The 23,767-nt window shown below is 36.3% G+C and carries 23 protein-coding genes; 11 read left to right on the forward strand and 12 right to left on the reverse strand.

The features are described 5' to 3' along the window. Positions 1-82: 82 nt before the first annotated feature. The 3 genes from tal (at position 83) to B9T27_RS06805 (ending at position 3,070) form a co-directional block, all read left to right on the forward strand. A complete protein-coding gene (gene tal / locus B9T27_RS06795; RefSeq protein WP_086206091.1) occupies positions 83-1,072 on the forward strand; it encodes a transaldolase in 990 nt (329 codons plus the stop codon). 104 nt (positions 1,073-1,176) lie between these two features. Then, complete coding sequence (leuE, locus tag B9T27_RS06800) at positions 1,177-1,830, forward strand: leucine efflux protein LeuE (protein ID WP_086206092.1); 654 nt, start codon at positions 1,177-1,179, stop codon at positions 1,828-1,830. 70 nt (positions 1,831-1,900) lie between these two features. Next, positions 1,901-3,070 (forward strand): benzoate/H(+) symporter BenE family transporter, encoded by a 1,170-nt coding sequence (locus B9T27_RS06805; RefSeq protein ID WP_086206093.1) that lies wholly within the window; start codon positions 1,901-1,903, stop codon positions 3,068-3,070. 309 nt (positions 3,071-3,379) lie between these two features. On the opposite strand, the gene map is transcribed toward B9T27_RS06805, so the two are convergent. Beyond that, positions 3,380-4,174, reverse strand: a complete 795-nt coding sequence (map, locus tag B9T27_RS06810) for a type I methionyl aminopeptidase (protein ID WP_086206094.1) — start codon at positions 4,172-4,174, stop codon at positions 3,380-3,382. A 338-nt stretch (positions 4,175-4,512) separates the two neighbouring features. Here map and brnQ point away from each other — a divergent pair, with 338 nt between their 5' ends. Beyond that, a complete protein-coding gene (gene brnQ / locus B9T27_RS06815; protein WP_086206095.1) occupies positions 4,513-5,805 on the forward strand; it encodes a branched-chain amino acid transport system II carrier protein in 1,293 nt (430 codons plus the stop codon). A 659-nt stretch (positions 5,806-6,464) separates the two neighbouring features. Then, positions 6,465-6,704 carry a hypothetical protein gene (locus B9T27_RS06820; RefSeq protein WP_086203909.1) on the forward strand — a complete coding sequence of 80 codons (240 nt, stop codon included), beginning with the start codon at positions 6,465-6,467 and terminating at the stop codon, positions 6,702-6,704. A 125-nt stretch (positions 6,705-6,829) separates the two neighbouring features. Here B9T27_RS06820 and B9T27_RS06825 read toward each other — a convergent pair whose 3' ends face one another. Further along, positions 6,830-7,288, reverse strand: coding sequence for a hypothetical protein (locus B9T27_RS06825; protein ID WP_086206096.1), 459 nt, complete (start codon positions 7,286-7,288; stop codon positions 6,830-6,832). Positions 7,289-7,440: 152 nt separating this feature from the next. Between B9T27_RS06825 and B9T27_RS06830 the strand changes: the two genes are divergently transcribed. The 4 genes from B9T27_RS06830 to B9T27_RS06845 all read left to right on the forward strand — a co-directional run bounded on the left by B9T27_RS06830 (position 7,441) and on the right by B9T27_RS06845 (position 10,760). Further along, positions 7,441-8,298, forward strand: coding sequence for an alpha/beta fold hydrolase (locus B9T27_RS06830; RefSeq protein ID WP_086206097.1), 858 nt, complete (start codon positions 7,441-7,443; stop codon positions 8,296-8,298). 329 nt (positions 8,299-8,627) lie between these two features. After that, positions 8,628-8,882 (forward strand): hypothetical protein, encoded by a 255-nt coding sequence (locus B9T27_RS06835; RefSeq protein ID WP_086206098.1) that lies wholly within the window; start codon positions 8,628-8,630, stop codon positions 8,880-8,882. 206 nt (positions 8,883-9,088) lie between these two features. Beyond that, entirely contained in the window at positions 9,089-9,553 is a 465-nt protein-coding gene (locus B9T27_RS06840; protein WP_086206099.1) for a MarR family winged helix-turn-helix transcriptional regulator, read from the forward strand. Positions 9,554-10,340: 787 nt separating this feature from the next. Beyond that, positions 10,341-10,760, forward strand: a complete 420-nt coding sequence (locus B9T27_RS06845) for an RcnB family protein (protein WP_086206100.1) — start codon at positions 10,341-10,343, stop codon at positions 10,758-10,760. A gap of 153 nt (positions 10,761-10,913) precedes the next feature. Here B9T27_RS06845 and B9T27_RS06850 read toward each other — a convergent pair whose 3' ends face one another. From B9T27_RS06850 to B9T27_RS06860, 3 genes are all read right to left on the reverse strand, one after another. After that, complete coding sequence (locus B9T27_RS06850) at positions 10,914-13,079, reverse strand: malate synthase G (RefSeq protein WP_086206101.1); 2,166 nt, start codon at positions 13,077-13,079, stop codon at positions 10,914-10,916. A 378-nt stretch (positions 13,080-13,457) separates the two neighbouring features. Then, positions 13,458-14,618, reverse strand: coding sequence for a cell division protein ZapE (gene zapE, locus B9T27_RS06855; protein ID WP_086206102.1), 1,161 nt, complete (start codon positions 14,616-14,618; stop codon positions 13,458-13,460). Between the two features lie 99 nt (positions 14,619-14,717). Then, positions 14,718-15,728 carry a helix-turn-helix domain-containing protein gene (locus B9T27_RS06860; RefSeq protein WP_086206103.1) on the reverse strand — a complete coding sequence of 337 codons (1,011 nt, stop codon included), beginning with the start codon at positions 15,726-15,728 and terminating at the stop codon, positions 14,718-14,720. A gap of 164 nt (positions 15,729-15,892) precedes the next feature. Between B9T27_RS06860 and B9T27_RS06865 the strand changes: the two genes are divergently transcribed. Both B9T27_RS06865 and B9T27_RS06870 read left to right on the forward strand, forming a co-directional pair. Next, positions 15,893-17,428, forward strand: a complete 1,536-nt coding sequence (locus B9T27_RS06865; protein WP_086206104.1) for a flavin-containing monooxygenase — start codon at positions 15,893-15,895, stop codon at positions 17,426-17,428. Positions 17,429-17,474: 46 nt separating this feature from the next. Next, on the forward strand, positions 17,475-18,383 hold the full coding sequence (locus tag B9T27_RS06870; RefSeq protein ID WP_086206105.1) for a lysine exporter LysO family protein: 909 nt from the start codon (positions 17,475-17,477) through the stop codon (positions 18,381-18,383). Positions 18,384-18,472: 89 nt separating this feature from the next. Here B9T27_RS06870 and pyrF read toward each other — a convergent pair whose 3' ends face one another. From pyrF to tadA, 7 genes are all read right to left on the reverse strand, one after another. After that, on the reverse strand, positions 18,473-19,153 hold the full coding sequence (gene pyrF, locus B9T27_RS06875) for an orotidine-5'-phosphate decarboxylase (protein WP_086206106.1): 681 nt from the start codon (positions 19,151-19,153) through the stop codon (positions 18,473-18,475). A gap of 241 nt (positions 19,154-19,394) precedes the next feature. Next, a complete protein-coding gene (locus B9T27_RS06880; protein WP_086206107.1) occupies positions 19,395-19,760 on the reverse strand; it encodes a lipopolysaccharide assembly protein LapA domain-containing protein in 366 nt (121 codons plus the stop codon). 18 nt (positions 19,761-19,778) lie between these two features. Then, complete coding sequence (locus B9T27_RS06885; protein WP_086203923.1) at positions 19,779-20,084, reverse strand: integration host factor subunit beta; 306 nt, start codon at positions 20,082-20,084, stop codon at positions 19,779-19,781. Positions 20,085-20,243: 159 nt separating this feature from the next. Then, positions 20,244-21,923 carry a 30S ribosomal protein S1 gene (gene rpsA / locus B9T27_RS06890; protein ID WP_086206108.1) on the reverse strand — a complete coding sequence of 560 codons (1,680 nt, stop codon included), beginning with the start codon at positions 21,921-21,923 and terminating at the stop codon, positions 20,244-20,246. A gap of 106 nt (positions 21,924-22,029) precedes the next feature. Beyond that, positions 22,030-22,731, reverse strand: a complete 702-nt coding sequence (gene cmk, locus B9T27_RS06895; RefSeq protein ID WP_086206109.1) for a (d)CMP kinase — start codon at positions 22,729-22,731, stop codon at positions 22,030-22,032. 12 nt (positions 22,732-22,743) lie between these two features. After that, a complete protein-coding gene (locus B9T27_RS06900) occupies positions 22,744-23,175 on the reverse strand; it encodes an SRPBCC family protein (protein WP_086206110.1) in 432 nt (143 codons plus the stop codon). Positions 23,176-23,237: 62 nt separating this feature from the next. Next, positions 23,238-23,765, reverse strand: coding sequence for a tRNA adenosine(34) deaminase TadA (gene tadA, locus B9T27_RS06905; RefSeq protein ID WP_086206111.1), 528 nt, complete (start codon positions 23,763-23,765; stop codon positions 23,238-23,240). Between the last annotated feature and the right edge of the window lie 2 nt (positions 23,766-23,767).

The following is a 23,767-nucleotide window of genomic DNA, read 5'->3' on the forward strand; positions in this document are numbered from 1 at the left end:
TGAAGCCTATTTTTCACTTTCGCCAAAATCACATTATGCTATAACTGAACTTACAAATAATTTACCTAAGAATTAGATCGCAATGACACAATCTGCATTAAGCCAATTAAAAGCATTGACCACTATTGTTGCTGACACTAGCGATTTAAATGCAATTCAACAATTTCGCCCTTTGGATGCAACCACCAATCCTTCATTGATTACTGCTGCAGCCAGCCAACTTGAAAATAAAGAGTTAATTGAAACTGCGTATGATCAGGCTAAATCTGAAGGTTACCAAACAGATGAACTGATTGAACGTACAATTGATATTTTAACAGTCAAATTAGGTGTTGAAATTTTAAAAATAATTGAAGGCCGTGTTTCAACGGAAGTGGATGCCTCATTGTCTTATGATACAGAAGCCACCATTGTGAAAGCTAAAGAGTTACTAGCACTTTATCAATCTCATGGTATTGATCAAAACCGTATCTTAATTAAAATTGCTTCGACTTGGGAAGGGATTCAAGCCGCAAAAATATTAGAAGCAGAAGGAATTCATTGTAATCTCACCTTATTATTTGGATTACACCAAGCAAAAGCCTGTGCCGATGCAAAAGTAACACTTATCTCACCGTTTGTAGGGCGTATTCTGGATTGGTTCAAAAAAGCTGAAAATATTGATCATTATCCAATTGAGCAAGATCCCGGTGTATTATCGGTCAAACAAATTTATCACTTTTATAAACAATATGGTATCCAAACTGAAGTGATGGGTGCGAGTTTCCGTAGTGTCGATCAAGTGCTTGGTTTAGCTGGATGTGATCTACTGACTGTTTCACCTAATTTATTGGCAGAACTGGAACAAGATCAACGCACTGTAACGCCGCAACTCACGCGTGATCATGCACAGTCCCATCAAGCATGTAGTCATGAAGTTCTCACGGAAGAACAATTCAAACAACAATTGAATGCAGATTTAATGTCTTTTCAACTACTACAAGGTGGAATAGATGGTTTTATTAAAGCACGAGAACAATTGAATACCTTGTTACGTCAGTCCTTTGGACTAAGTGCAACCATTAAAGCTTAATGAGATATACTGAGTCAGTTCAATTAACTTCATATATCAAGCTGAGTTCGTCATAAATTAACGACTCAGCTTTTCTTGGTTTATATTAAATAAGTGAGAAATTTGTGTTTGGCATTATCGATATTGTCACCTTTATCATCGGGACTATTTTTATTGTGATTTTGCCAGGACCAAATTCCTTATATGTGATGTCAATTGCATCAAGATTTGGAATTAAGGCAGGCTATTGGGGAGCTTTCGGCGTTTTCACGGGTGATCTTATTCTAATCATCTGCACTGTTTTAGGTGCAGCCTCTTTACTGCATGCCTTTCCGTGGTTATTTATTTTATTAAAAGTGATTGGCACCGTCTATTTATCTTACCTTGGAATTAGATTACTTATTGCCAGTATCCATACGTGGAAAAACAACCCCAAAGTCATTCAATCAAATCAAACAGCGATAAGCCGTCAAGATATACATCCTTATCGAACTGCATTAACAATTAGTCTACTCAATCCTAAAGCAATTCTATTTTATCTCTCTTTTTTTGTGCAGTTTGTAGACCCCACCTATCCTTATCCAGCACTCAGTTTTACTGGACTAGCAGTTATTCTACAAATTATTAGTATGGGATATCTCACCATTCTAATTTTTTCAGGGATTAAACTAGCTGATTTTTTTAACACCCGTTTTAAATTTGCATCGATTGCTGTGGCATGTGTCGGACTCTTATTCTGTGGATTTGGTTTAAAATTAGCCTCTTCAACTATGTTATGAATTTAGTACGAATTACTCTGCACTCATCTCGTATTTAAAACCATCTGTTCAAGTAAGAATGTAAAGGACTATGCAAAAAATTATTCAAGATTTCTCTATCCCCGCAGTATTTGCAGGATTTATCACCTTCCTCATTGGAATTAGTGTTTCTGCTGTTTTGGTCATTCAAGCAGCACAACTTTTAGGTGCAACAGCTGAACAAATTAGTTCTTGGTTTTGGGCACTTGGTTTAGGCATCGGCCTTTCAGGATTAATATTGTCATGGAAGTTTAAATATCCTGTGGCGACATCTTGGTCCACTGCGGGCTTAGCCCTGATTCTTGCCTCAGCCAGTGGTTATACCCTATACGAGGCAATTGGCGCATTCCTCATTTGTGGACTCATGACAGCCGTCTTAGGGTTTTCAGGTATTTTTGAAAAAGTACTTTCTTATATTCCACAAAGTTTGACCAGTGCAATGTTGGCCGGTGTGCTACTCAAATTTGGCATTGCATTATTTGCGAGTATGCAAAATGACTGGGGCTTTATTCTGAGTTTATTGACGGTTTATATTGTTTCCAAACGGCTTTGGGCACGTTATTGCATTGTCATTACAGTCATTGCTGGTATCACTCTTTGTCCTTTTTTCATGGAGTTTCACACCCCAGCTCTACATTGGTCACTGGCTAAACCGGTATGGATCACACCTGATTTCACATGGTCTGCAGTTTTTGGTTTAGCACTCCCACTGTTTGTAATTAACATGGCGTCACAATATTTACCCGGTATTGCTATGATTAAAAGCTATGGCTATCAACCACATGTCAACCAACTGATTGGCTGGACGGGGACAATTCAAGCTCTACTTGCACCCTTTGGTTGTTATAGCGTGAATATTGCTGCTATTAGTGCAGCAGTTAGTTTAGATGATCAAGTTCATCCAGATCCTTCAAAACGTTATATTGCAGGAATGAGTTGTGGGTTTTTCTATATTTTAATGGGCCTATTTGCAGCAACATTAACCAGTTTACTGATGTCATTCCCGCATCTATTTATTGTTGCTTTAGCAGGAATCGCGCTATTTGGTACTATTAGCCATAATATTGCGATTGCCTTTTATGATGTAAATGAGCGTGAAGCAGCGCTGATGACGTTCTTATTTAGTGCGTCTGGTCTGCAATTTTTTGGTGTCGGCTCTGCATTCTGGGGGCTACTCTTTGGTTTTGCAGTATCTATCATTTTAAAATTTAGAACAAAATAATGGATGACGACTCTCAATTATTTATATTTTCAGAAATCTAAATTTTGAGTAAAAAAAAGCTTATCCTGAGATGGATAAGCTTAAAAACTTAAATCAAAAAAAGAAACTACAGCTAGAATCTGGAATGAATCATATAGCTTGTGTGTTTTCTAAGCAAATACTTTTAACAGATCAATCTATACCTAAAAGGTATTAATATTAAATAAGAACTGAGCTCCATTTTTTATACACTCAGAACCTCTTTAACATTCAGTCAGGATAAAATTTATATATGACTAAAGCCGATCATTGACATATTCCTAAGCTAAGTTAAATTTCTAGATAAGAGCCTGTGCCTTCTGGCCATGGTGACAACAATTCAAACCCAGTGCTAGTCACAGCAACCATATGCTCCCATTGCGCTGATAATGATTTATCCGTGGTCACGACCGTCCAACCATCTTTAAGCTCTTTAACTCTCGCTTTACCTGCATTAATCATCGGCTCGATAGTAAAAACCATCCCTTCTTTCAATACGATGCCTTGTCCAGGTTGTCCATAATGCACTACATTCGGTGATTCATGATAAACCGTCCCAATACCATGACCACAATATTCACGAACAATACTATAACCTTCACGATGTGCAACACTTTGAATCGCAAAACCAATATCACCTAAGGTTGCACCAGGTTTAACAGCATGAATGCCTGCAACCATTGCTTCATAAGTGGTATCTACTAATTTTTTTGCTTCAGGACTCACATTTCCCACGAAATACATTCGGCTGGTATCACCAAAATAACCATCTTTAATAATGGCAACATCAATATTAATAATATCGCCGTCTTTTAAAATAGTCGCTGCGGATGGAATACCATGACAGACTACTTCATTCGGCGAAATACAGGTTGTTTTGGTATATCCATAATAGCCAACATTTGCAGGAATTACTTTTAGTGTATTCACAATAAAATCATTACAAATATCATCTAAATATTCGGTAGTCACGCCAGGCTGAATATACTTCCCTATCATTTCTAAAACTTGCGCCGCTAAACGCCCAGAGACACGTAATTTTTCGATATCCTGTTCAGTTTTAATGGTAATAGTAGAAGCTTTCATTGCATTAATCCCCTGATTAGTATGGCCATTATATGCCTTTTATACATAAATTTCCCTGCTTTGATTTTCTGAATTTATGATTATTGCTCTAATTTTATTCTCAATCAGAGGTATTCTCTGTTTACAATTAAAATAATAGTAAATATTATAAATCTGGAATATACCAAATTACTGTATTAATATTTTATTTTTTCTTTATATTATCATTAACATAACTTAAATACACATAGTATTCATTTGCATAAATTTATAACAATAATAAATATGATTGATAAAATAAAATACCCAAATGACTTCAGATCCTCTAGAATTTATATTTTTGCAACACACTCTCCTTTATGACTAGTCTCCGTACTCGGGATATTATTGCTTTAGGTTTCATGACTTTTGCCTTATTTATTGGGGCAGGCAATATTATTTTCCCACCCATTGTGGCGCAACAAGCTGGTGAACATGTCTGGTTAGCAGCACTAGGATTTTTAATTACTGCGGTTGGTTTACCTGTAATTACTATCATGGCGCTTTCTCGCACACACGGTTCAATCGCAATCCTAAGCTCACCCTTAGGTAAAGTTGCAAGCTTAATATTAACTGTAGTTTGTTATCTTTCAGTTGGCCCTCTATTTGCCATACCACGTACCGCTACTGTTTCTTATGAAATTGGGTTCTCTTCACATTTTGGTACGACAAGTAGCAGCTTACTGATTTACTCTGCAATTTATTTTGCTTTTGTAACAATCATTTCACTTTATCCAAATAAGCTTTTAGATACGGTTGGTCATGTACTTGCACCACTGAAAATTTTGTCTCTGGCAATTTTAGGTATTGCTGCATTTTTCATACCTTCTGGCTTTATTCCACCAGCGATCAATAACTATGTTGCCAGTCCTGTATCCGAGGGCTTTGTAAATGGTTATTTAACCATGGATACATTAGGTGCTTTAGTTTTTGGTATTGTAATTATTAATGCAATTCATTCTCGTGGTGTTACTGATACTAAATTAGTAACTAAATATGCAGTTATTGCTAGTTTAATTTCAGGCGTTGGTTTAACTTTAGTTTATCTCAGCTTATTTAAACTAGGTTTAGGCAGCCATGAGGTTGCACCAAATGCGGCCAATGGTGCAATTATTTTGCATGCTTATGTACAACATGCTTTTGGTGATTTAGGCTCGCTATTCTTAACTGGCTTAATCTTCCTTGCCTGTATGGTTACAGCAATTGGTTTAACCTGTGCTTGTGCTGAATACTTTGCTCAACTGACTAAAATTTCATACAAAATTCTAGTCTTCATTTTAGTAGGCTTCTCATTCATCATTTCGAATTTGGGCTTAACTAAACTTATTGCAGTTTCAGTTCCTGTACTAAGTGCAATTTATCCACCAGCTATTGTAGTTATTGTACTGAGCTTCTTTTGGGGACGATTTAATAACCCACGTTTGGTTATCGCACCAGCCACGGCAGTTTCATTTATATTTGGCGTGATCGAAGGCATTAAAATTACTGCTTTTAAAGATAATTTACCCGTTGCTATTCAAAACCTTCCGTTGAGTGAACAGAATCTAGCATGGCTAATTCCATCATGTGTTGTATTAGTTATCTGTATTATTATCGATAAAGTTAAAAAGTAATCATCTTCAACTTTCGTCAATAAAATTTTGTTTTACCCAAACATAGTTTTATATATGATCAATAATGGCCATGTTTTACCCAAATGGGCTTTTATTGATAATCTACTTGACGATGATGAAGTAGTTTCTTTCTGATTTTAAAACTGATCATATACAGATAAGCTTTACTTTTTAAGGAAGTATAAAGCTTTATCTTTCAATTGCTTTTAATGAATCCTCTTGCTTTTGTATTACTCAGCAGCATGACTAGAACAACACGATGATTGAGCATAAAATATTGTTAAAAATATTTCTAAAAAACCACATAATACGTGACAAAAATCACAAATAACTTCTCAACTCATATCAACTATTCACATTCCATATCATTGTATCTTTACACTACTCTTTGCAATATTTTTCATTTTTTAATATCTCTTTAAATCTTGTCGGACTACCCCAATATAACTTCATTATATTTATACTTTCATGTCGTAAAAATGAGCACTTTTTTATGAGCAGTAAACCATCTAAAACCTGCCTTTCTGCCGTTAAAATAGCGTAATTAGATCATAAAATAGTGCCATTTACGCTTGAAATAATATATAGATATGATACAACTAATATTCAAACCTGACTAAAACAATTAGGTTTTGTCAAGCATGACAGGAGGGGTGGAGATGTTATCAATACATTTCAATAAGCAAGTCTTCATTAATTCTTTGAAGGCCAATAAAAAAATAGTAATTTATCTGAGTACCAGCATTGCGCTCATGGTCATGTTAATGATCCATGGATTAATTCAAGGAAACCTAAAACCTGAATTCTTTATCTATGCATTATTTGTGTCTGTAGCATTTTATGTCTGGGATGTGATTGACCATAAATTTAGAAAACAACGTACTGAATTTTTAGATTAAAAAATGGATGCACTGCATCCATTTTTTAAATGTAGATATAATTATAAAAATTTAAATTAAAAAATAATACAACCCACCTCATTTAATGTCTGTGCATCATAATAAACTCATACTAAAATCAACTACTAAAATAAAGTATTTATGCTTCCAAAAAGCAATCCACCTGTCGCGACTATTTCGCCAATTACCAATAAAATCATCGCACTTCTGAGCATCCACTTCGGCAATTGCCACTTGCCCATTTGATGAGGTTGTTTAAATTGATTCGATGTATCTTTTAACCACCCATGTAAAATATAACTTACAATCGAGAAACTAAAAAAGATTAAATTAATCACGACGAAAGCTAAATTCAACCATTCGGGCCAAGATGAAAAATAAGCCAATACTGCTAAAATCAATGTTGCAGGCGCATAAAGTAAACTACTTCGATGTGCAATATCGACATAATAATGTGCACGCGCATGCTCAGAACGACTAATTTGATAGTACTTCCATACCCCAGTTAGCATTCCGACCCACAAATAAATTCCACTAAAAATAATTGCAAATTTAACCGAATATTGTAAATGTTCCGCATCCATGAACCTGATTTTCCATTCTTTAATATAAAAATATAAATGGAGTCTAGCAATATCGCTACGCTTTCACAAATGACTTTTTAGTCATATTTTAATCAAGTTTCTTTTTAGAACTTGTATACAGTAAAGCAATAACTTTTTAGCTTTAATCAATTATGAACTCTTTTGAAAACTTAAATATTATCTGTGCTGATGGTTATAAACTCAGTGCACGCTTTTATAAATCGACTGAAGTTACTCAAAATCTTCCCATATTAATCTGCCCAGCAACGGGTATTGTTAAAGGTTTTTATCACGCTTTCGCTGAATGGCTCAATACCCAAGGTTATGATGTTTTAAGCTTTGATTTTCGCGGTATCGGTGACTCTTTACATGGTGCACTGAAGGATTCTCAAGCCAGTATCCAAGATTGGGGGCAGCTCGACATTCCGGCTGCAATTGAGACACTACTGGTAAAAACAGCACATGAAAAAGTCATTCTACTAGGACATAGTGCAGGTGGACAGCTTTTAGGAATCACACCCAATTTTGAAAAAGTAGCTAAAGTGGTTGCTGTTTCTGGTTCTACTGGTCATGTTAAAGGTTTAAAAGGTCATACAAAACGTATGGCACCTGTGATGTTTAATCTGATATTCCCTGTTTCAAATTTTGTTAAAGGCTATGGTGCGACCAAAATATTGGGGATGGGAGAAAACCTACCTAAAAATGTAGCAAAACAATGGGCACTTTTTTGCAGTAAACCTGGTTATGTTTTAAACGCCATTGGTAAAACCATATTTGATGATTTTCACAATGAAATCAATAGCCCTATGACTGTATTTTGGTCATCCGATGATGAAATTGCCACACAAGCCAATGTTAAAGATTTAATTCGCTTATATCCAAATGCATCAACAAAAATGTATGAATTGGTTCCATCAGAACATGGTCATAAAGCCATTGGTCACATGTTAATGTTCAAAAAATCTCATCAAAACATTTGGCCAGTTATTGCCCAAGAACTCCAAGTATAATGAGGTAAAACATCCATATTCATCACCTCTAGACCTGTAATCCTATTTAGAGAATTGATCTCTAACAAAAGATGCTTCACAGATTATGAGGCATTTTTCATATTGAATGACGTTTGATTTTTCAACGTCATTATTTAATCTTTTAATATGCAAACTTACACATTATATGACCTTTTAGACAGAAAGTTTTTATTAAAAAGTCACGTTTAAAACTGTATAAAATTCATTAGAATAAAACCCTTAGCCAAAAATATTGCATAAATAATCTATGGCTATTTAGATGCGTAAACTTTTCATCTAAACAAAAAAATTGACTAGGATTCATCATTATGGCATATGCAAATGTATTAACCTTTAATAAAAAATTTAAGCCTATTGTAAATACAAGCGATGAAGGTGCATATATCAACCGCGCTGCAGTGTTTGAATTTCATCAGGTCAAAGTCGTAGTTATACAGGAGAATCAAAAGCAAGAATTACTCTACCAAGTGACACTTGAAAATACACTACCGACAGCAAAAATTTCAAAATTAGTAGTCACTAACTCTCAAAGTATTGTTGCAATTTCACCCAAAAACAACTAAATTTGCTCAAATCATCAACAGAAAGACAACTATACCCTGTCTCTAATTCAACAACCCTGCATAAATTTTATTCCAAGAAAAATAATCGTAGTTAGATTTCTCTTGTTTTTAAACTTTGTGATTAAACATTAATTACATTATCTATATCATTTCAAATAAAAATAGTACAATGAGTGAATAGATAATTAAAAAAATGGAATTTAAAAATGTCAAAAAAATATTCTAAATTTTTACCCTCGACTGAACATTTCAATTTAGAAGATTTTCCTTTTTATTGGATTACTCAAGTTCATGCTCAATACGTGCTTAATGTGGACCATGTATTGAAAAAACATGGTGTTGATAACTCTCGACGACGCTTACTGATCGCTCTTGAAGCACAGCCCAATGCGAGTGTTTCTGATCTTTCAGATAAGATTGTGTCTAAAATGTCGACAACTACTAAAATTGTCTATCGGCTAAAAGATGAAGGCTTTGTTGACACGTACTCATGCTCAGATGATGCCAGAATTACACGTGTAATTTTGACAGAATCTGGCAAACAGATGACCCGTAAAATTAATGACTTAATGGCTGTTGTATTAGAACAATCCTTTGAAGGACTCACCTTACTTCAAATTGAAAAGATGATGGAAAGTTTAAGACACATCTTTAAAAATCTTTCTCATTAATCAAAACATCCAACTGTGTTGAGTTTGTAGGCTCTTTAGTATTGGGGATACCCGCTTTCAAATTCATCAACAGAAAATTTCTGAATAAAAGGATTAATATAATTGGAGTTCAGAATCAAGCTAGCACTTCAACAATCATACTAGATAAAGAAAAATAGGCCAAAGTATTAGATGATAAGCAATACTATTATTAGTGTTGCTGCTAAATATGCTCACCTTGCATTTATTGGAGTGATTTCATATCAAGTGCAAATAAAATAGCTCAAATATCCTAATATCTTATATTTCAGTGTTGGTATTTTACCCTTCACATATTTTGTATTCATAATGCTAATTTATCGCACATACTATTGCGCTCGATATAGCCTCATAAAATAGATAAAAATCATTCTCAGAAAAAATGCATTATTATATTTATACGCTGCCATTACACTTTTTATTAAATGTGTACTTAACTTATATTTAACATACACAGACTGGGGGTTTTTATACATTTTTTTAGAAAATTAGCTCGTATAATTTAATCAGTAAAGCTGTTCAGATACTTTTAATAAACTTAAAAAGTATACTTAGCGATCATCTTTTAAATAGGTATTAAGCCAAGCTTATACTGTGTGATAGCCACCCCATCCTCTTCAAATGATTTACTATTTAATTCTATCCGAAGAATCTCGTGACTTTTCTTTCAGCATCAAGCAAGCCATGCATAAAGCTTTGCACATGAAAACTTGAGGCCGTTTATCAGTAAATGATAGTGCAAAACTTATCAACTGATGAGGAGATAGAAATGAATAAAAAATTACTTACTGCTATAGTAGTTATAATAACCACAACCCTCACTACTGGTTCTATTTTTGCAGAACCATCATATAGTGATCATCATGATTCAAGAAATCACGATAGAGACTACCAAGATCATCGTGATGAACATGAGCGGCATGATGGACAACAGTGGGATCATCAACCGCGTTATATGCAAAACCATCAAGCTTATCGCTATGACCTACCAAGGCCACATCATGAGTGGCGTAGAGGTCAGATCATTCCGCCTCAATACCATGAATCGGATTATTATGTAGATAATTGGCGTGATTATGATCTTCCAGCTCCACCATATGGTCATCGTTGGTTAAATGTGAATGGAGATTATGTATTAGTCGCTGTAGCAACAGGTGTGATTGCGAGTATTATTCTTGGTGGACATTAATGAACATCTTAAGTATAAAAACTTTAGCTTCATTCTGTAGCTTGTCACTTTAATAATGATGTATTTCTTAAACATTCAATTTTTATTGTGAATATAGTATAAAAAATAAAAAAGCCTCTTAAGAGGCTTTTTTATTAGAGAAATACGGCAGTTTTAATCACCGGTATAACCTTTTAGTCTTAAGCGCGCAGCATGTAACAAAGGCTCTGTATAACCAGATGGCTGCTCACCACCTTTAAAGATCAAGTCTGATGCAGCTTGGAATGCAATATTGTTGTCGAAATCTATAGACATTGCAGTATATTCTGGATCATTTGCATTTTGCTCATCCACAATCTTCGCCATACGTTGCATGACTTCTTCAACTTGTGCACGTGTAACAATGCCATGACGTAACCAATTTGCCACATGTTGTGAAGAAATACGTAAGGTTGCACGATCTTCCATCAAACCAACATTGTTGATATCGAGAACTTTAGAACAACCTACGCCCAAATCAACCCAACGAACAACATAACCCAAGATTCCTTGACAGTTATTTTCAAGTTCTTTGGTTTTCTCTTCTTCAGACCAGTTTGTATCCTTCGCTAATGGCGGAGTCAACAAATCATCTAAAGGCAGAGCTTCAGTCGCCAAAAGTTCTTTCTGACGATTCGCAACATTAATTTGATGATAATGAATCGCGTGAATGACTGCACCCGCTGGTGATGGAACCCATGCACAGCTTGCGCCAGCTTCTGGATGCTCAGTTTTGGTTTTATACATATCAAGCAACATATCTGGTTTAGGCCACATGCCTTTACCAATTTGCGCTTTACCACGTAAACCTGCTTTAAGACCAACCATTACGTTACGGTTTTCATATGCTGGGAACCAGATCTGAGCTTTCACTTCGCCTTTACGTACGAATGGACCAGCTTCCATAAAGGTATGAATTTCGTCACCAGTACGATCCATGAAGCCTGTATTAATAAAGATCGTACGATCTTTTGCTTGAGCAATACAATTTTTCAAGTTTACAGAGGTACGACGCTCTTCATCCATAATCCCGATTTTTAAAGTTTTTGCAGGTAAACCAAGGACTTTTTCTGAGCGCTCAAACAATTCTACTGCAAATGCAACTTCTTCAGGACCATGCATTTTTGGCTTAACGATATACATAGAACCTTTACGCGAGTTCTTAATTTCGTTTTGGCCTTTAATATCTGCAAAAGCAAGTAATGGCGTAATTAATGCATCCATAATGCCTTCGTAAATCTCAGCACCATCTACAAGAATGGCTGGATTTGTCATTAAATGACCGACATTACGAAGTAACATCAATGAACGACCATGAATAATCGTTTCACCACCAATTAAGTTCTTATGCGTACGGTCTTTATTCAAACTACGCGTTACAGTTTTACCGTTTTTTTCAATCGATTCTTCTAAAGTACCTTGCATTAGGCCTAACCAGTTACGGTAGCCTTCTACTTTTTCTTCTGCATCAACGGCAGCAATCGAGTCCTCTAAATCCTGAATCGTTGTTACAGCAGCTTCAAGTACTAAATCTTTAATACCTGCTGCATCTGTTTTACCAATAGGGCTGGTTGCATCTATTTCTATAATGACATGCAAGCCATTATTTTTAAAAACGATTTCTGTAGGAGTTGCAGCATCACCGTTATAACCTACGAATTGTGCTGGATGCGCCAACGTCGTTGTAGAGCCATCTTTCAATGTCACAACAAGTGCATTGTGATCTACAGCATACTGAGTTGCCTCAGCATGCGAACCTGCTGCAAGTGGAAAGTTTTCATCTAAGAAGTTTTTCGCGAATGCAACTACTTTCTCGCCACGTACGGGATTGTAGCCTTTGCCTTTTTCTGCGCCACCTTCTTCTGAGATAACGTCAAAGCCGTAAAGTGCATCATATAAAGAGCCCCAACGTGCATTAGCAGCATTTAAGCAATAACGAGCATTACGTACAGGTACGACAAGTTGTGGACCAGCAAGCAATGCGATTTCTTCATCGACATTTTCTGTGCTGATTTGGAAATCTTCTACTTCTGGTAACAAGTAACCAATTTCTTTAAGGAAAGCTTTATAAGCTTCTAATTCAAATTTGTTGTCACGGTGCCACTGATCAATTTTAGCCTGAATCTCATCACGCTTTTCTAAGAGCGCTTTATTCTTAGGGCTAAGATCGACAACGACTTGCTCAAAGTTATTCCAATATGTTTCGCTCTCTAAACCAGAACCTGGTAAAGCTTCATTTTCGATAAAATCGTAAAGTTCTTTAGCAATCGCTAACTTGCCTTTTTGAATACGTGCAGTCATTGTCTTTCCTGATATTGCTACTTTTTATAACAAGAGTTTGTAGTATACCGATTTATACTTTGCTGAATACTAATATCACATTCCTAAATAATGAGCATTTTCTAATTGATAAATATTGACATTATCAAAATAATAAATGTTAAAATTCAAAATGTATCAACAAATTAAATACCGATTTACAGTGTATAAAGTTTTTAAAATGTCGAAATTAGACTTAAGTTCAGAATGTACCGCTTATTCTGATTTTTATTCGATAACTTTTATAAATGTATAAAGATTAAGCCATGAAAGCGCGTTAAAGTCGATCAAATAGCTTCTTTTTTTATCAAAAAAGCACTCCGAAGAGTGCTATTCAAATTGAGATCAAGAACCTATGACTTAACTTTTCGCTTCAGTACTGTCTTGTGGTTTATCAGCCACCTGATGATGAGCTGCTTGTAAATAATCATCTGACTGCATTTCTAATAAACGCGAACGAGTCCGTTCTATTTCAAATGCCAATTTTTCACCTTCATAAATGGTAATAATTGAATCTTCAGAAGTCAGTAATAGTTTGACCCCACGATCATAAAACTCATCTACTAGATAAATAAAGCGACGCGTCCCTTCCGATAAATAATCGGTTAAATGCGGCACATTGCTCACCAGAACGGTATTATAAATATTAGCAATTTCGATAAAATCCGCAGGGCTACGTGGTTTCATACATAGCTCTGAAAATTCACACCACAATACATCCTCGGTGTGACCGAGTGTTTCCACAATACGATGACTAATAATAATCGGTTCATCAGAAATAGTTTGCGTTTGCGTCAGCGCTGTAAATCGCTTTGCCATCCACAATTTATGTTCATGTGTCAAAGGTGACTTAAACAATTGTGCTTGTTTTAACACACGTAAACGGTAATCCACGCCAGCATCAACATTTAACACTACACAATTTTTCTTGACCATTTCAATGGTTGGAATAATGCGGTCACGATGGATACCATTTTTATATAAACCATCTGGTGCAATGTTTGAGGTCGCAATCAGCGTAATGCCTCGCTGAAATAGCTTTTGAAATAAATCACTTAGAATCATCGCATCGGTGACATTTGATACAAAAAACTCATCAAAACAAATCACGACAGCTTCTTTATAAATTTGATCTGCAACTAAATCGAGTGGATTCTGCTGACCTGATAATTTATTAAGTTCTTTATGCACATATTGCATAAAATGGTGAAAATGCATCCGTGTTTTACGACGAAACGGTAAAGACTCATAAAACTGATCCATTAACCACGTTTTACCTCGACCAACTCCGCCCCACATATACACTCCACGTGGTGCAGTCTGTCGACGGAAACGACGAAAGGCTTTTTTAGAGGCTTTGTATCGGTTGAGTAGCTCTTGCCAAACCCGCTCCAACTCATGTACCGCCTGAGCCTGAGCATCATCAGGCAAAAACTGTCCAGAAGATATAGCCTGAGCATAGCGCTCCGCAGGCGATAAAGGTGTAAATGCTGTCTTATGCGTTGCTTTCTGATCTAACATATCGCTTATGTACTTTTTAAGGTCTAGTGGAAGTATATCGAAATATAAACTTTGATAAATAAAACTTTGGCATATAACCCAAGCTAAATAATACTTAGGCTATTTACCATACTGCCTTGGACTTTGTCCAAACCAGCGTTTGAAAGCATGATTAAATGCCGCAGGTTCAGAATATCCCAATAACTCAGCAATCACCTCGATTGAATATTCATTATATTCAATCAGTCGCAAGGCTTTATGTTTTATCAATTGTTCACGGATTTGCTTATAGCTGCTATTCAATTGTTGTAACTGATAACGCAACGTTCTTTCAGGGATATTCAAAGCCTGTGCCGTTGTCGCCATACTTGGAATATTCCCCTGTTGTAATTCTAAATAACCACGTACACGCTGTATAAGTGAGGCTTGATCAGTTTCTTCAGCATTTAAACGTTCAATTTCAGCTATACATTTGGCTTCATAAACTCGAAAAGTAATAGGATCTGCTGATGGAATTCGAACATTCATCACAACATCATTGAGCTGAAAAGCTGCTTTTTCAGCTCCAAAATGCAAATCTGAGCCATAATATGTTTTATATTGATTCAATACATCTAATTCTTGTGGTGGCTTAAAAGGTAATTCAACGCGGATAGTCGGTGCCACCAAACCCATCATTTTATAAATATCTTGTAAAAACTTATAGGTTCCTGATACTTCACATTGCGCACGTAATAAACCCATCTCAGTATTTAAATCAATAGGTTCATAAGTCAAAGCAACATGATTATTGGAATAAACCAATCCCAACCGACCAAATAAATGTGTTAAGCCTTGAAACTGAATCCCATATTTAAGTGCATCTTGAATAGTACTACAGGTCACAAGAAGCATTAATAGAGGACCATAACCAGCTAAGGCATAATGCTGTCCAATAAAAAGCCCAACTTCAGGTTTAACCCCTTCTCCAATGACTTTTTGAATATCCCACTCTAAGCTCGGATGAATAATTGAACTTGGATCAAGTGCATCTGCATTTATTCCAATACTAGCAAGTCGTGTATCCACATCAATTCCTGAGTTACGCATCCCATGAATTAAATACATTAAACCCAGTATTGATCGTTTCATCATATCTTCAATAAAATCTTTGCAAACTGTTTTTACAACAAATAGTTAACTTTGAAAATTGCCGAATCTATCAATTTTATCGTCAGCGAAATCATGTTTCTTCGTTTAAAAATCTATTAACCTACAAAAATCAAAAAATGATTCTAAAAATTAGGATAAAAATCATGAATGAAGCAGCACCTCCATCTAAAAATGTACCAAACAATGTACAAAAAACACAAGTCGCCATTATTGGTGCAGGTTTTGGTGGTCTTGCAATGGCAATTCGTCTCCTTCAAGCCAATATTCAAGATTTTATTATTTTAGAAAAAGCAGATGATGTTGGTGGGACTTGGCGTGAAAACCAATACCCAGGTGCAGCATGTGATGTGCAATCACATATGTACTCACTTTCTTTTGCACCGAAAAAAGACTGGTCTAAACGTTATGCTGAAGCAGCTGAAATCTTTGACTATATACAGGATATAATCAAAGAGTTTGAACTTAAAGAATTTATTCAATTTCAGCACGAAGTTATTTCAGTAAAATTTGATGAAACCGCTTTAAACTGGCAATTGATCATGCAAAATGGTCAGCATATTGAAGCACAATTTATTGTTTTCGCCTCAGGTCCACTCCATGTTCCACAAATTCCAAAAATTAAAGGTATTGAAAAATTTAAGGGTGAAGTCTTCCACTCTTCACAATGGAATCACAACTACAATTTAAATAATAAATGTGTCGCATCCATTGGTACAGGTGGTAGTGCAATTCAATATATTCCTGAAATCGCACCAAAAGTAGAGCAACTCTATGTTTTTCAGCGTACTGCTGCTTGGGTTATTCCACGAGATGAGCGTGCTTATCATACTTTAGATAAAACGCTGTTTAGCCATTTTGAATGGTTCCGTAAATTACACCGTGCCCGTTTATATTGGTCAAATGAGTCACGTGTCGTTCCCATTGTAAAACCACAAATCATGAAATATGGTCAAAAACTTGCCGAAGCATTGATTAAATTCAAAATTAAAGATCCAAAAATCGCACAAAAATTAACACCAAATTTTGTTATGGGCTGCAAACGTATTTTAATTTCCAACAAATACTTTCCCACTTTTAACCGTGATAATGTGGAATTAATCACTGAAGCTATTCAAGAAGTCACTGCAGATAGCATCATCACCAAAGATGGTAAACAACACAAAATTGACTGCCTAATTTATGGTACTGGCTTTATTACAGATCCACGTATCTATTTAAAATCTTTTGCATGTTATGGCCAAAACAACCTAGAACTCAAAGAAGCATGGAAAGATGGTGCTGAAAGCTTTTATGGCATCACAACCAAAGACTTCCCTAATCTTTTCCAACTATTAGGGCCAAACACTGTACTTGGGCATAACTCTGTTATTTTTATGATTGAATCACAGACCAATTATATTATCCAGATGATCCAATTAGTTCATAAGACTCAAACTCAAGCGATTTCGGTGAAAGCTGAAGCCCAAGATCAGTTTAATCAAAATGTGCAAAAACAACTTAAAGGCACTGTATGGCAATCTGGCTGTGTTAGTTGGTATCAGCAAGATGGCGGTAAAAATTTCTCCCTTTGGCCCACTTATACATGGAAATACTGGTTAGAAACTCGAAAAGTCAATCCTGCTGATTATCAATTTTTTGGAAGTGTTAAGTCCAATAACAAAACATCCCGTGTTGCATAAAGTTTGCTTATAATAAGCAGGTGTCTACCCACCTGCTGACTTTTTCATGCAATCGCTTTGGTTAATTTTCCAATTATTATTTTGTTTATTTGTCGGATTTTTTTTAGCACGCAGACTTCCACAATGGTTGGAAAAAATTGCTTTTAAAATATTACCTTATTTTACCTATATTCTTCTGATTGCAATTGCCGTTGAGTTTTCCCAGACTTTACAAAGCATGAATAGCCCCACACAAATTTTAAGTAGTGCCTTAACATTATCACTGAGTACATCTATTGGAGCCTTTCTCTGTTGTTACCTACTATTTAAAGCCATTGGCTATCAACCTGCACAAGGCAAGGTTTCAACCAACTTATTGATAGGATCACTCCTCAATATTAGCTACGCCTTCATTGCACTCGGTTGTGGTTATGGCTTAGCAGAATTATTTAACCATTGGGGTTACAGCCTACATGTTAGTACTTGGAATCTATTGTTAGTTTTCATGTTTTTAATTGGCCTAGATTTGGCTTATTCTCCTTTAGATCGCTCATGGCTCAACTGGAAAATCATGCTCGTTCCCGTGGGTTGCATTATTGGCTCAATCTTAGGTGCTGTCGCGGCATCTTTGATCATCAGCAATATCAGTCTCAAAGATCTAATTATGCTGTCACAAGGCTATGGTTTTTATTCAATGACTGGAATTGTGGTTACTGAATTGAAGAATTCTCATTTAGGCAGTATTGCCTTAATAAATGATTTATTTAGAGAAATTATAGCCATTTTATTTATGTATCTAATCGGATGGCGCTATCCACGTTCAGCTATTTCTTCTGCGGGTGCAACAGCAATGGATGTTACCCTGCCAATGGTGAAACAGGCATGTGGTAATGAGTTTATTCCACATGCAATGGTCAGTGGATTTATTTTATCTATACTCGCACCGATTGCCGTCAGTATTTTAGCCGCACTTTAAATTACCACAATAAATCATGCTCCATAATCCCTCTCTTACAAGAGGGATTTTTCCATCCTTTATATCAAGGGGATCTGGGTAAAACTTGATTAAATAGATGCTAAAATATCTTTTAACATTTGGCTTGGATACTTAGACTGGGTAATCGGACGACCAATCACCAAATGTGTAGCACCATCCAACATCGCTTGCTTAGGCGTCACAATACGTTTCTGATCATCTGCAGTTGACCCTGCCGGACGAATCCCTGGTGTCACCAAAGCAAAATCTTGACCCAATTCTTGACGTAGCATTTTAGCTTCTTGTGCGGAACATACTACACCATCTAACCCACTTTCTTGAGTCAATTTTGCAAGACGCTTCACTTGTTCAAAAGGCTCAATATCTAAACCGATATCACGTAAATCTTCTCGCCCCATAGAGGTTAAAACAGTCACCGCAATCAGTTGCGTTTGATAATTACCTGCCTTCAAACGCTCGACACAAGTTTCCATCATTTTTCGTCCACCTGATGCATGCACGTTCACCATCCATACACCTAGATCAGCAGCAGCACAAACCGCTTGCGCTGTAGTATTTGGAATATCATGAAATTTTAAATCTAGAAATACTTCAAAACCTTTGTCATGTAATGCTTTTACGACAGATGGCCCTTCATGAGTAAAAAGTTCTTTACCCACTTTTACTCGGCATAGTGATGGATCAAGTTGATCTGCAATTGTTAATGCGTCATATTGGCTTTTCGCATCTAAGGCAACAATGATACTCAAGAGTCTATTCCATCACATAAAAAGATACGTAATTATAAGGGGGTTTAGCAAGTGCTGTAAAACATTGATCGGCGACTCATATCAATTAAATTAAAATCGCTATTTTTCAATGAACATATACGGTTATAAAGTCAGTAAAACTTCATTATTTAATCAACTTACTCGAATACCAATTCAAAGCTTAAAAATAAAAAAGCTCTTTATTGCTTAAACAATAAAGAGCTATGTATTCGCTTTAAAACTATAAAGGATTCGAGGATTTATCCTCAGGATAAATATCTAATATTGTCTTTTCATGACGAGCATGAGCAGCGGCTTCCGCAGCAGCCAACTGTGCAGTTTGTATTTGTTCTTTGCGTAAGTGCTCTATATCTTTACGTAAACGTTTAATTTCCCAACTATTTTGGAATACACGGAAAACTTGAACACCTAAAAGTAATCCTAAAACAATACCAATGGCTAAAGTAAATAATAACAACAAACCTAAGCGCATTGCAGGCACTTGAGTAAACCATAAATCTACTGCAAGCTCTGTACCATTAAGCAACACTAATGCTAAAGCATAACCAAAAACAGCTATTAATAGCAGTACCAAAACATAGCGCATAAGCACCCCGCTCGATTTTTATTTATTGGCAGATTCGTTTACTGCATCACGTAGCGCTTTACCAGGTTTAAAATGTGGAACGGCTTTTGCTGCAACTTCCACTGATTTACCTGTTTTAGGATTACGACCAACACGCGGATCTCTATGGTGCAATGCAAAGCTACCAAATCCACGAATTTCTATACGATCATCTCCAGATAATGATGCAATCATTTGATCGATCATTATCTTAACAGCTTCTTCTACTAAAGGCTCGGCTAAGTGTGGATTTTTTAGTGAAATTCTTTCTATTAAGTCAGACTTATTAAGTGCTTCAGTTGTCATATAATGCCTCATTCATTTTAATGCTATTCGCTATGTTATAAATAATATCCTTTTTAAATACAAAAAGGTAGCGCAATAATTAAATACTACGCCACCTTTTACAGTAATTGTATAAAAAGTATTAATTAGTTACATTAAATAATACTTCTTTACAACGACTTAGTGATTCATTTGAGCTTTGATCAAATCACCAATAGTCTTAGGACCATTTTCTTGACCAGCAGGCGCTGTAGTTTTTAAGCTAGCAACTGCTTCTTTCTCTTCAGCTTCATCTTTCGCTTTGATAGACAAGTTGATAGAGCGAGATTTACGATCAACGTTGATGATTTTCGCTTCAACTTCTTGACCAACTTCTAAGAATTTAGTTGCATCTTCAACGCGATCGCGATTGATTTCAGATGCTTTCAAAGAAGCCTCAACTTCGTCTGCTAACTTAATAGTTGCGCCTTTAGCGTCAACTGCAGTTACAGTACCTTTAACCAATGCACCGCGTTCGTTAGTCGCCAAGAAATCATTGAACGGATCATTGTTCAATTGTTTCACGCCTAAGCTAATACGGTTGCCTTCAGCATCTACAGATAAGATAACCGCTTCAACTGTGTCACCTTTCTTGTAACGACGAATAGCTTCTTCGCCTTGTTCGTTCCAAGAAATATCAGACAAGTGAACTAGACCGTCAATACCGCCTGGTAAACCAATGAAGATACCAAAGTCAGTGATAGATTTGATCGTACCAGAAACTTTTTCGCCTTTGTCATGGTCTTTAGCAAACTCTTCCCATGGGTTAGCACGAGTTTGTTTGATACCAAGAGAAATACGACGACGTTCTTCATCAACTTCAAGAACCATAACATCAACTTCATCACCAATCTGAACAACTTTAGATGGGTGGATGTTTTTGTTTGTGTGATCCATTTCTGAAACGTGTACTAAACCTTCAACGCCTTCAGCAATTTCAGCGAAACAACCGTAATCAGTAAGGTTAGTTACGCGTGCTTTAACGATTGAACCTTTAGGATAACGGTTCATGATCGCTAACCATGGATCTTCGCCTAATTGCTTAAGACCTAAAGATACACGATTACGTTCTTTGTCAAATTTAAGTACTTTAACAGTAACTTCTTGACCCACTTCAACAACTTCTGAAGGATGTTTGATGCGTTTCCAAGCCATATCTGTGATATGTAGAAGACCATCAATACCACCAAGGTCAACAAATGCGCCGTAATCAGTAAGGTTCTTAATAGTACCTGTAACTGTTTGACCTTCTTCAAGTTGAGAAAGTAATGCTTCACGGTCAGCTGAAGATTCAGCTTCCATAACTGCACGACGAGATACAACAACGTTGTTACGTTTAGCATCAAGCTTGATTACTTTAAACTCTAACTCTTTACCTTCAAGGTGAGTTGTGTCACGGATAGGACGAGTATCTACCAAAGAACCTGGTAAGAATGCACGAACTGGACCGATGTCAACAGTGAAACCGCCTTTAACTTTACCAGAAATAACACCGGTAACGATTTCGCCGTCTTCAAAGATTTTTTCAAGTTTAGTCCAAGTTTCAGCACGTTTCGCTTTTTCACGAGAAAGAACTGTTTGACCCATACCGTTGTCAAGTGCTTCAACAACAACGTCAACTGTATCGCCAACTTGAACTTCAAGTTCACGTTGTTCGTTTAAGAATTCAGAGCGTGATACAACACCTTCAGACTTAAGGCCAGTATCAACAGTTACCCAATCAGAATCGATGCTAACAACGATACCTTGGATGACTGCACCCTTTTCTACGTTGAGGTTTAATTCACTTGCTTCAAAGAGGGCTGCAAAAGATTCGGTCATGATATACCTAGTAAAGTCAGCGGTCTTGGATCAGACAAGGCCGGTTTAATTAAGTATCCACATAGTCCATATAAACTGATCAAGCTATGCTTCTACTGATATTCGATTAAATATTGGTTATATTAGCTAAACGCTCATCGACATAATCAGTCATCAGTTTGAATACTTCATCAATATTCAAATTTGAACTATCAATGATATAAGCATCATCTGCTGGCTTGAGTGGAGCAACTGTACGCTCCATATCTCGCTTATCTCGAGTTTGTATATTTGCTAAAATATCGTTTATTTTAACATCCAGCCCCATACCCTGCAACTGTTTTACACGACGTTCCGCACGCGACTCCGCCGAAGCAGTAAGATAAATCTTAACTTGCGCTTCTGGAAATATCGTTGTCGCCATATCTCGCCCATCTGCAACCAAGCCTGGCGCTTGTGCAAAAGCACGTTGACGATCTAAAAGCGCTGTTCTAAGTACTGGAATCGCTGCGACTTTTGACGCATACTCTCCAATTTGTTCGGTACGTATAAGCTGGGTAACATCTTCACCATCCAATAAAATGACAGTCCCTTCATCTTGGCTTTTAAATACGATGTCTAAATTTGTTGCAATTGTAACGCATTGTTTGAGTACGTCATCATTATCCAATGCTTCGAGCAGATTTTTTTGCTGCAATGACAATCCAAGTAAGCGATACAAAGCCCCAGAATCTAACAAATGAAATTGATAGTGATTTGCGAGTTTCGCAGCTAATGTTCCTTTACCCGAACCACTTGGCCCATCGATCGTAATAATTTGAATTGTCATTGATTGCCCGATTTATACAGATTTTGCCAATTTGGAAAAACCTAGTGTAATCGCTAGTTTGAGCTGTGCAAGTATTAATTTACTTACAAATGGTGCACGTGCTTGTAATTCAATCGTATATTTCACTAAAGTCTGAGTTGCTGAAACTGCTTCAAATTCAATAATTCCGATATGATGCTTAATTAAAGGATTATTAATCAGCTTGTATTCAATACGCTTATTCACATCAAGCAAAGTAATCTGTTCTTGAATTGGTTTAATTGGGCCAAACCCCATTCTACGAATTGATCCCAAACCATCTGGACGTTCTGGATCTGCTGCATCCTTAACACGTACCACTTGTACGGGAGCAAATGCAACATTATAGGTTTCATGTTTTGAAAGTAGCTCAAAGACCTGATCAATCGGTGCATTAAATTCTTTTTTGACTTGAATCGCGTTCATTTTATTCCCCTGTAATTGATGACAACCCGTCATCTTGTTTTAATCGATTCTAAATTGTTTTTTTATTTATTGAGTGAATTTTGTTCGACACGACGCTGTTTTTTTTGCTCACGACGCATTCTAAAAAAGTCGGATAACTGAGTCGAACATTGAGCTTGCAAACAGCCACTCTCAAATTCAAAAATGTGATTGTAATAGCCTGATTCTAATAATTTTCGACTACTCACCAAAGAACCCGCTTTAGGTTCAGTTGCTGCAAAAACCACTCGATGAATTCTTGCGTGTATCAAAGCACCTACACACATCGTACAGGGTTCTAATGTCACATAGAGTGTTGCATCATCAGGTAAGCGATAATTTTGAAGATGATGGCAGGCCTGCCGAATCGCTTGTATTTCAGCATGCGCAGTCGGATCATTTAATAGAATAGGTGCGTTAAAACCCTGTCCAATCATATTTCCTTGACTGACAATAATTGCACCTACAGGAATTTCACCTTGCGCAGCAGCAAATGCAGCTTGCTCATAGGCACGCTGCATCCATTGTTCATCTATTTTTTGCTGCTCATTCCATATCAAAGAATCAATCATGA

It is taken from the genome of Acinetobacter sp. ANC 4648 (genome assembly GCF_002135345.1).
Classification (GTDB): Bacteria; Pseudomonadota; Gammaproteobacteria; order Pseudomonadales; family Moraxellaceae; genus Acinetobacter.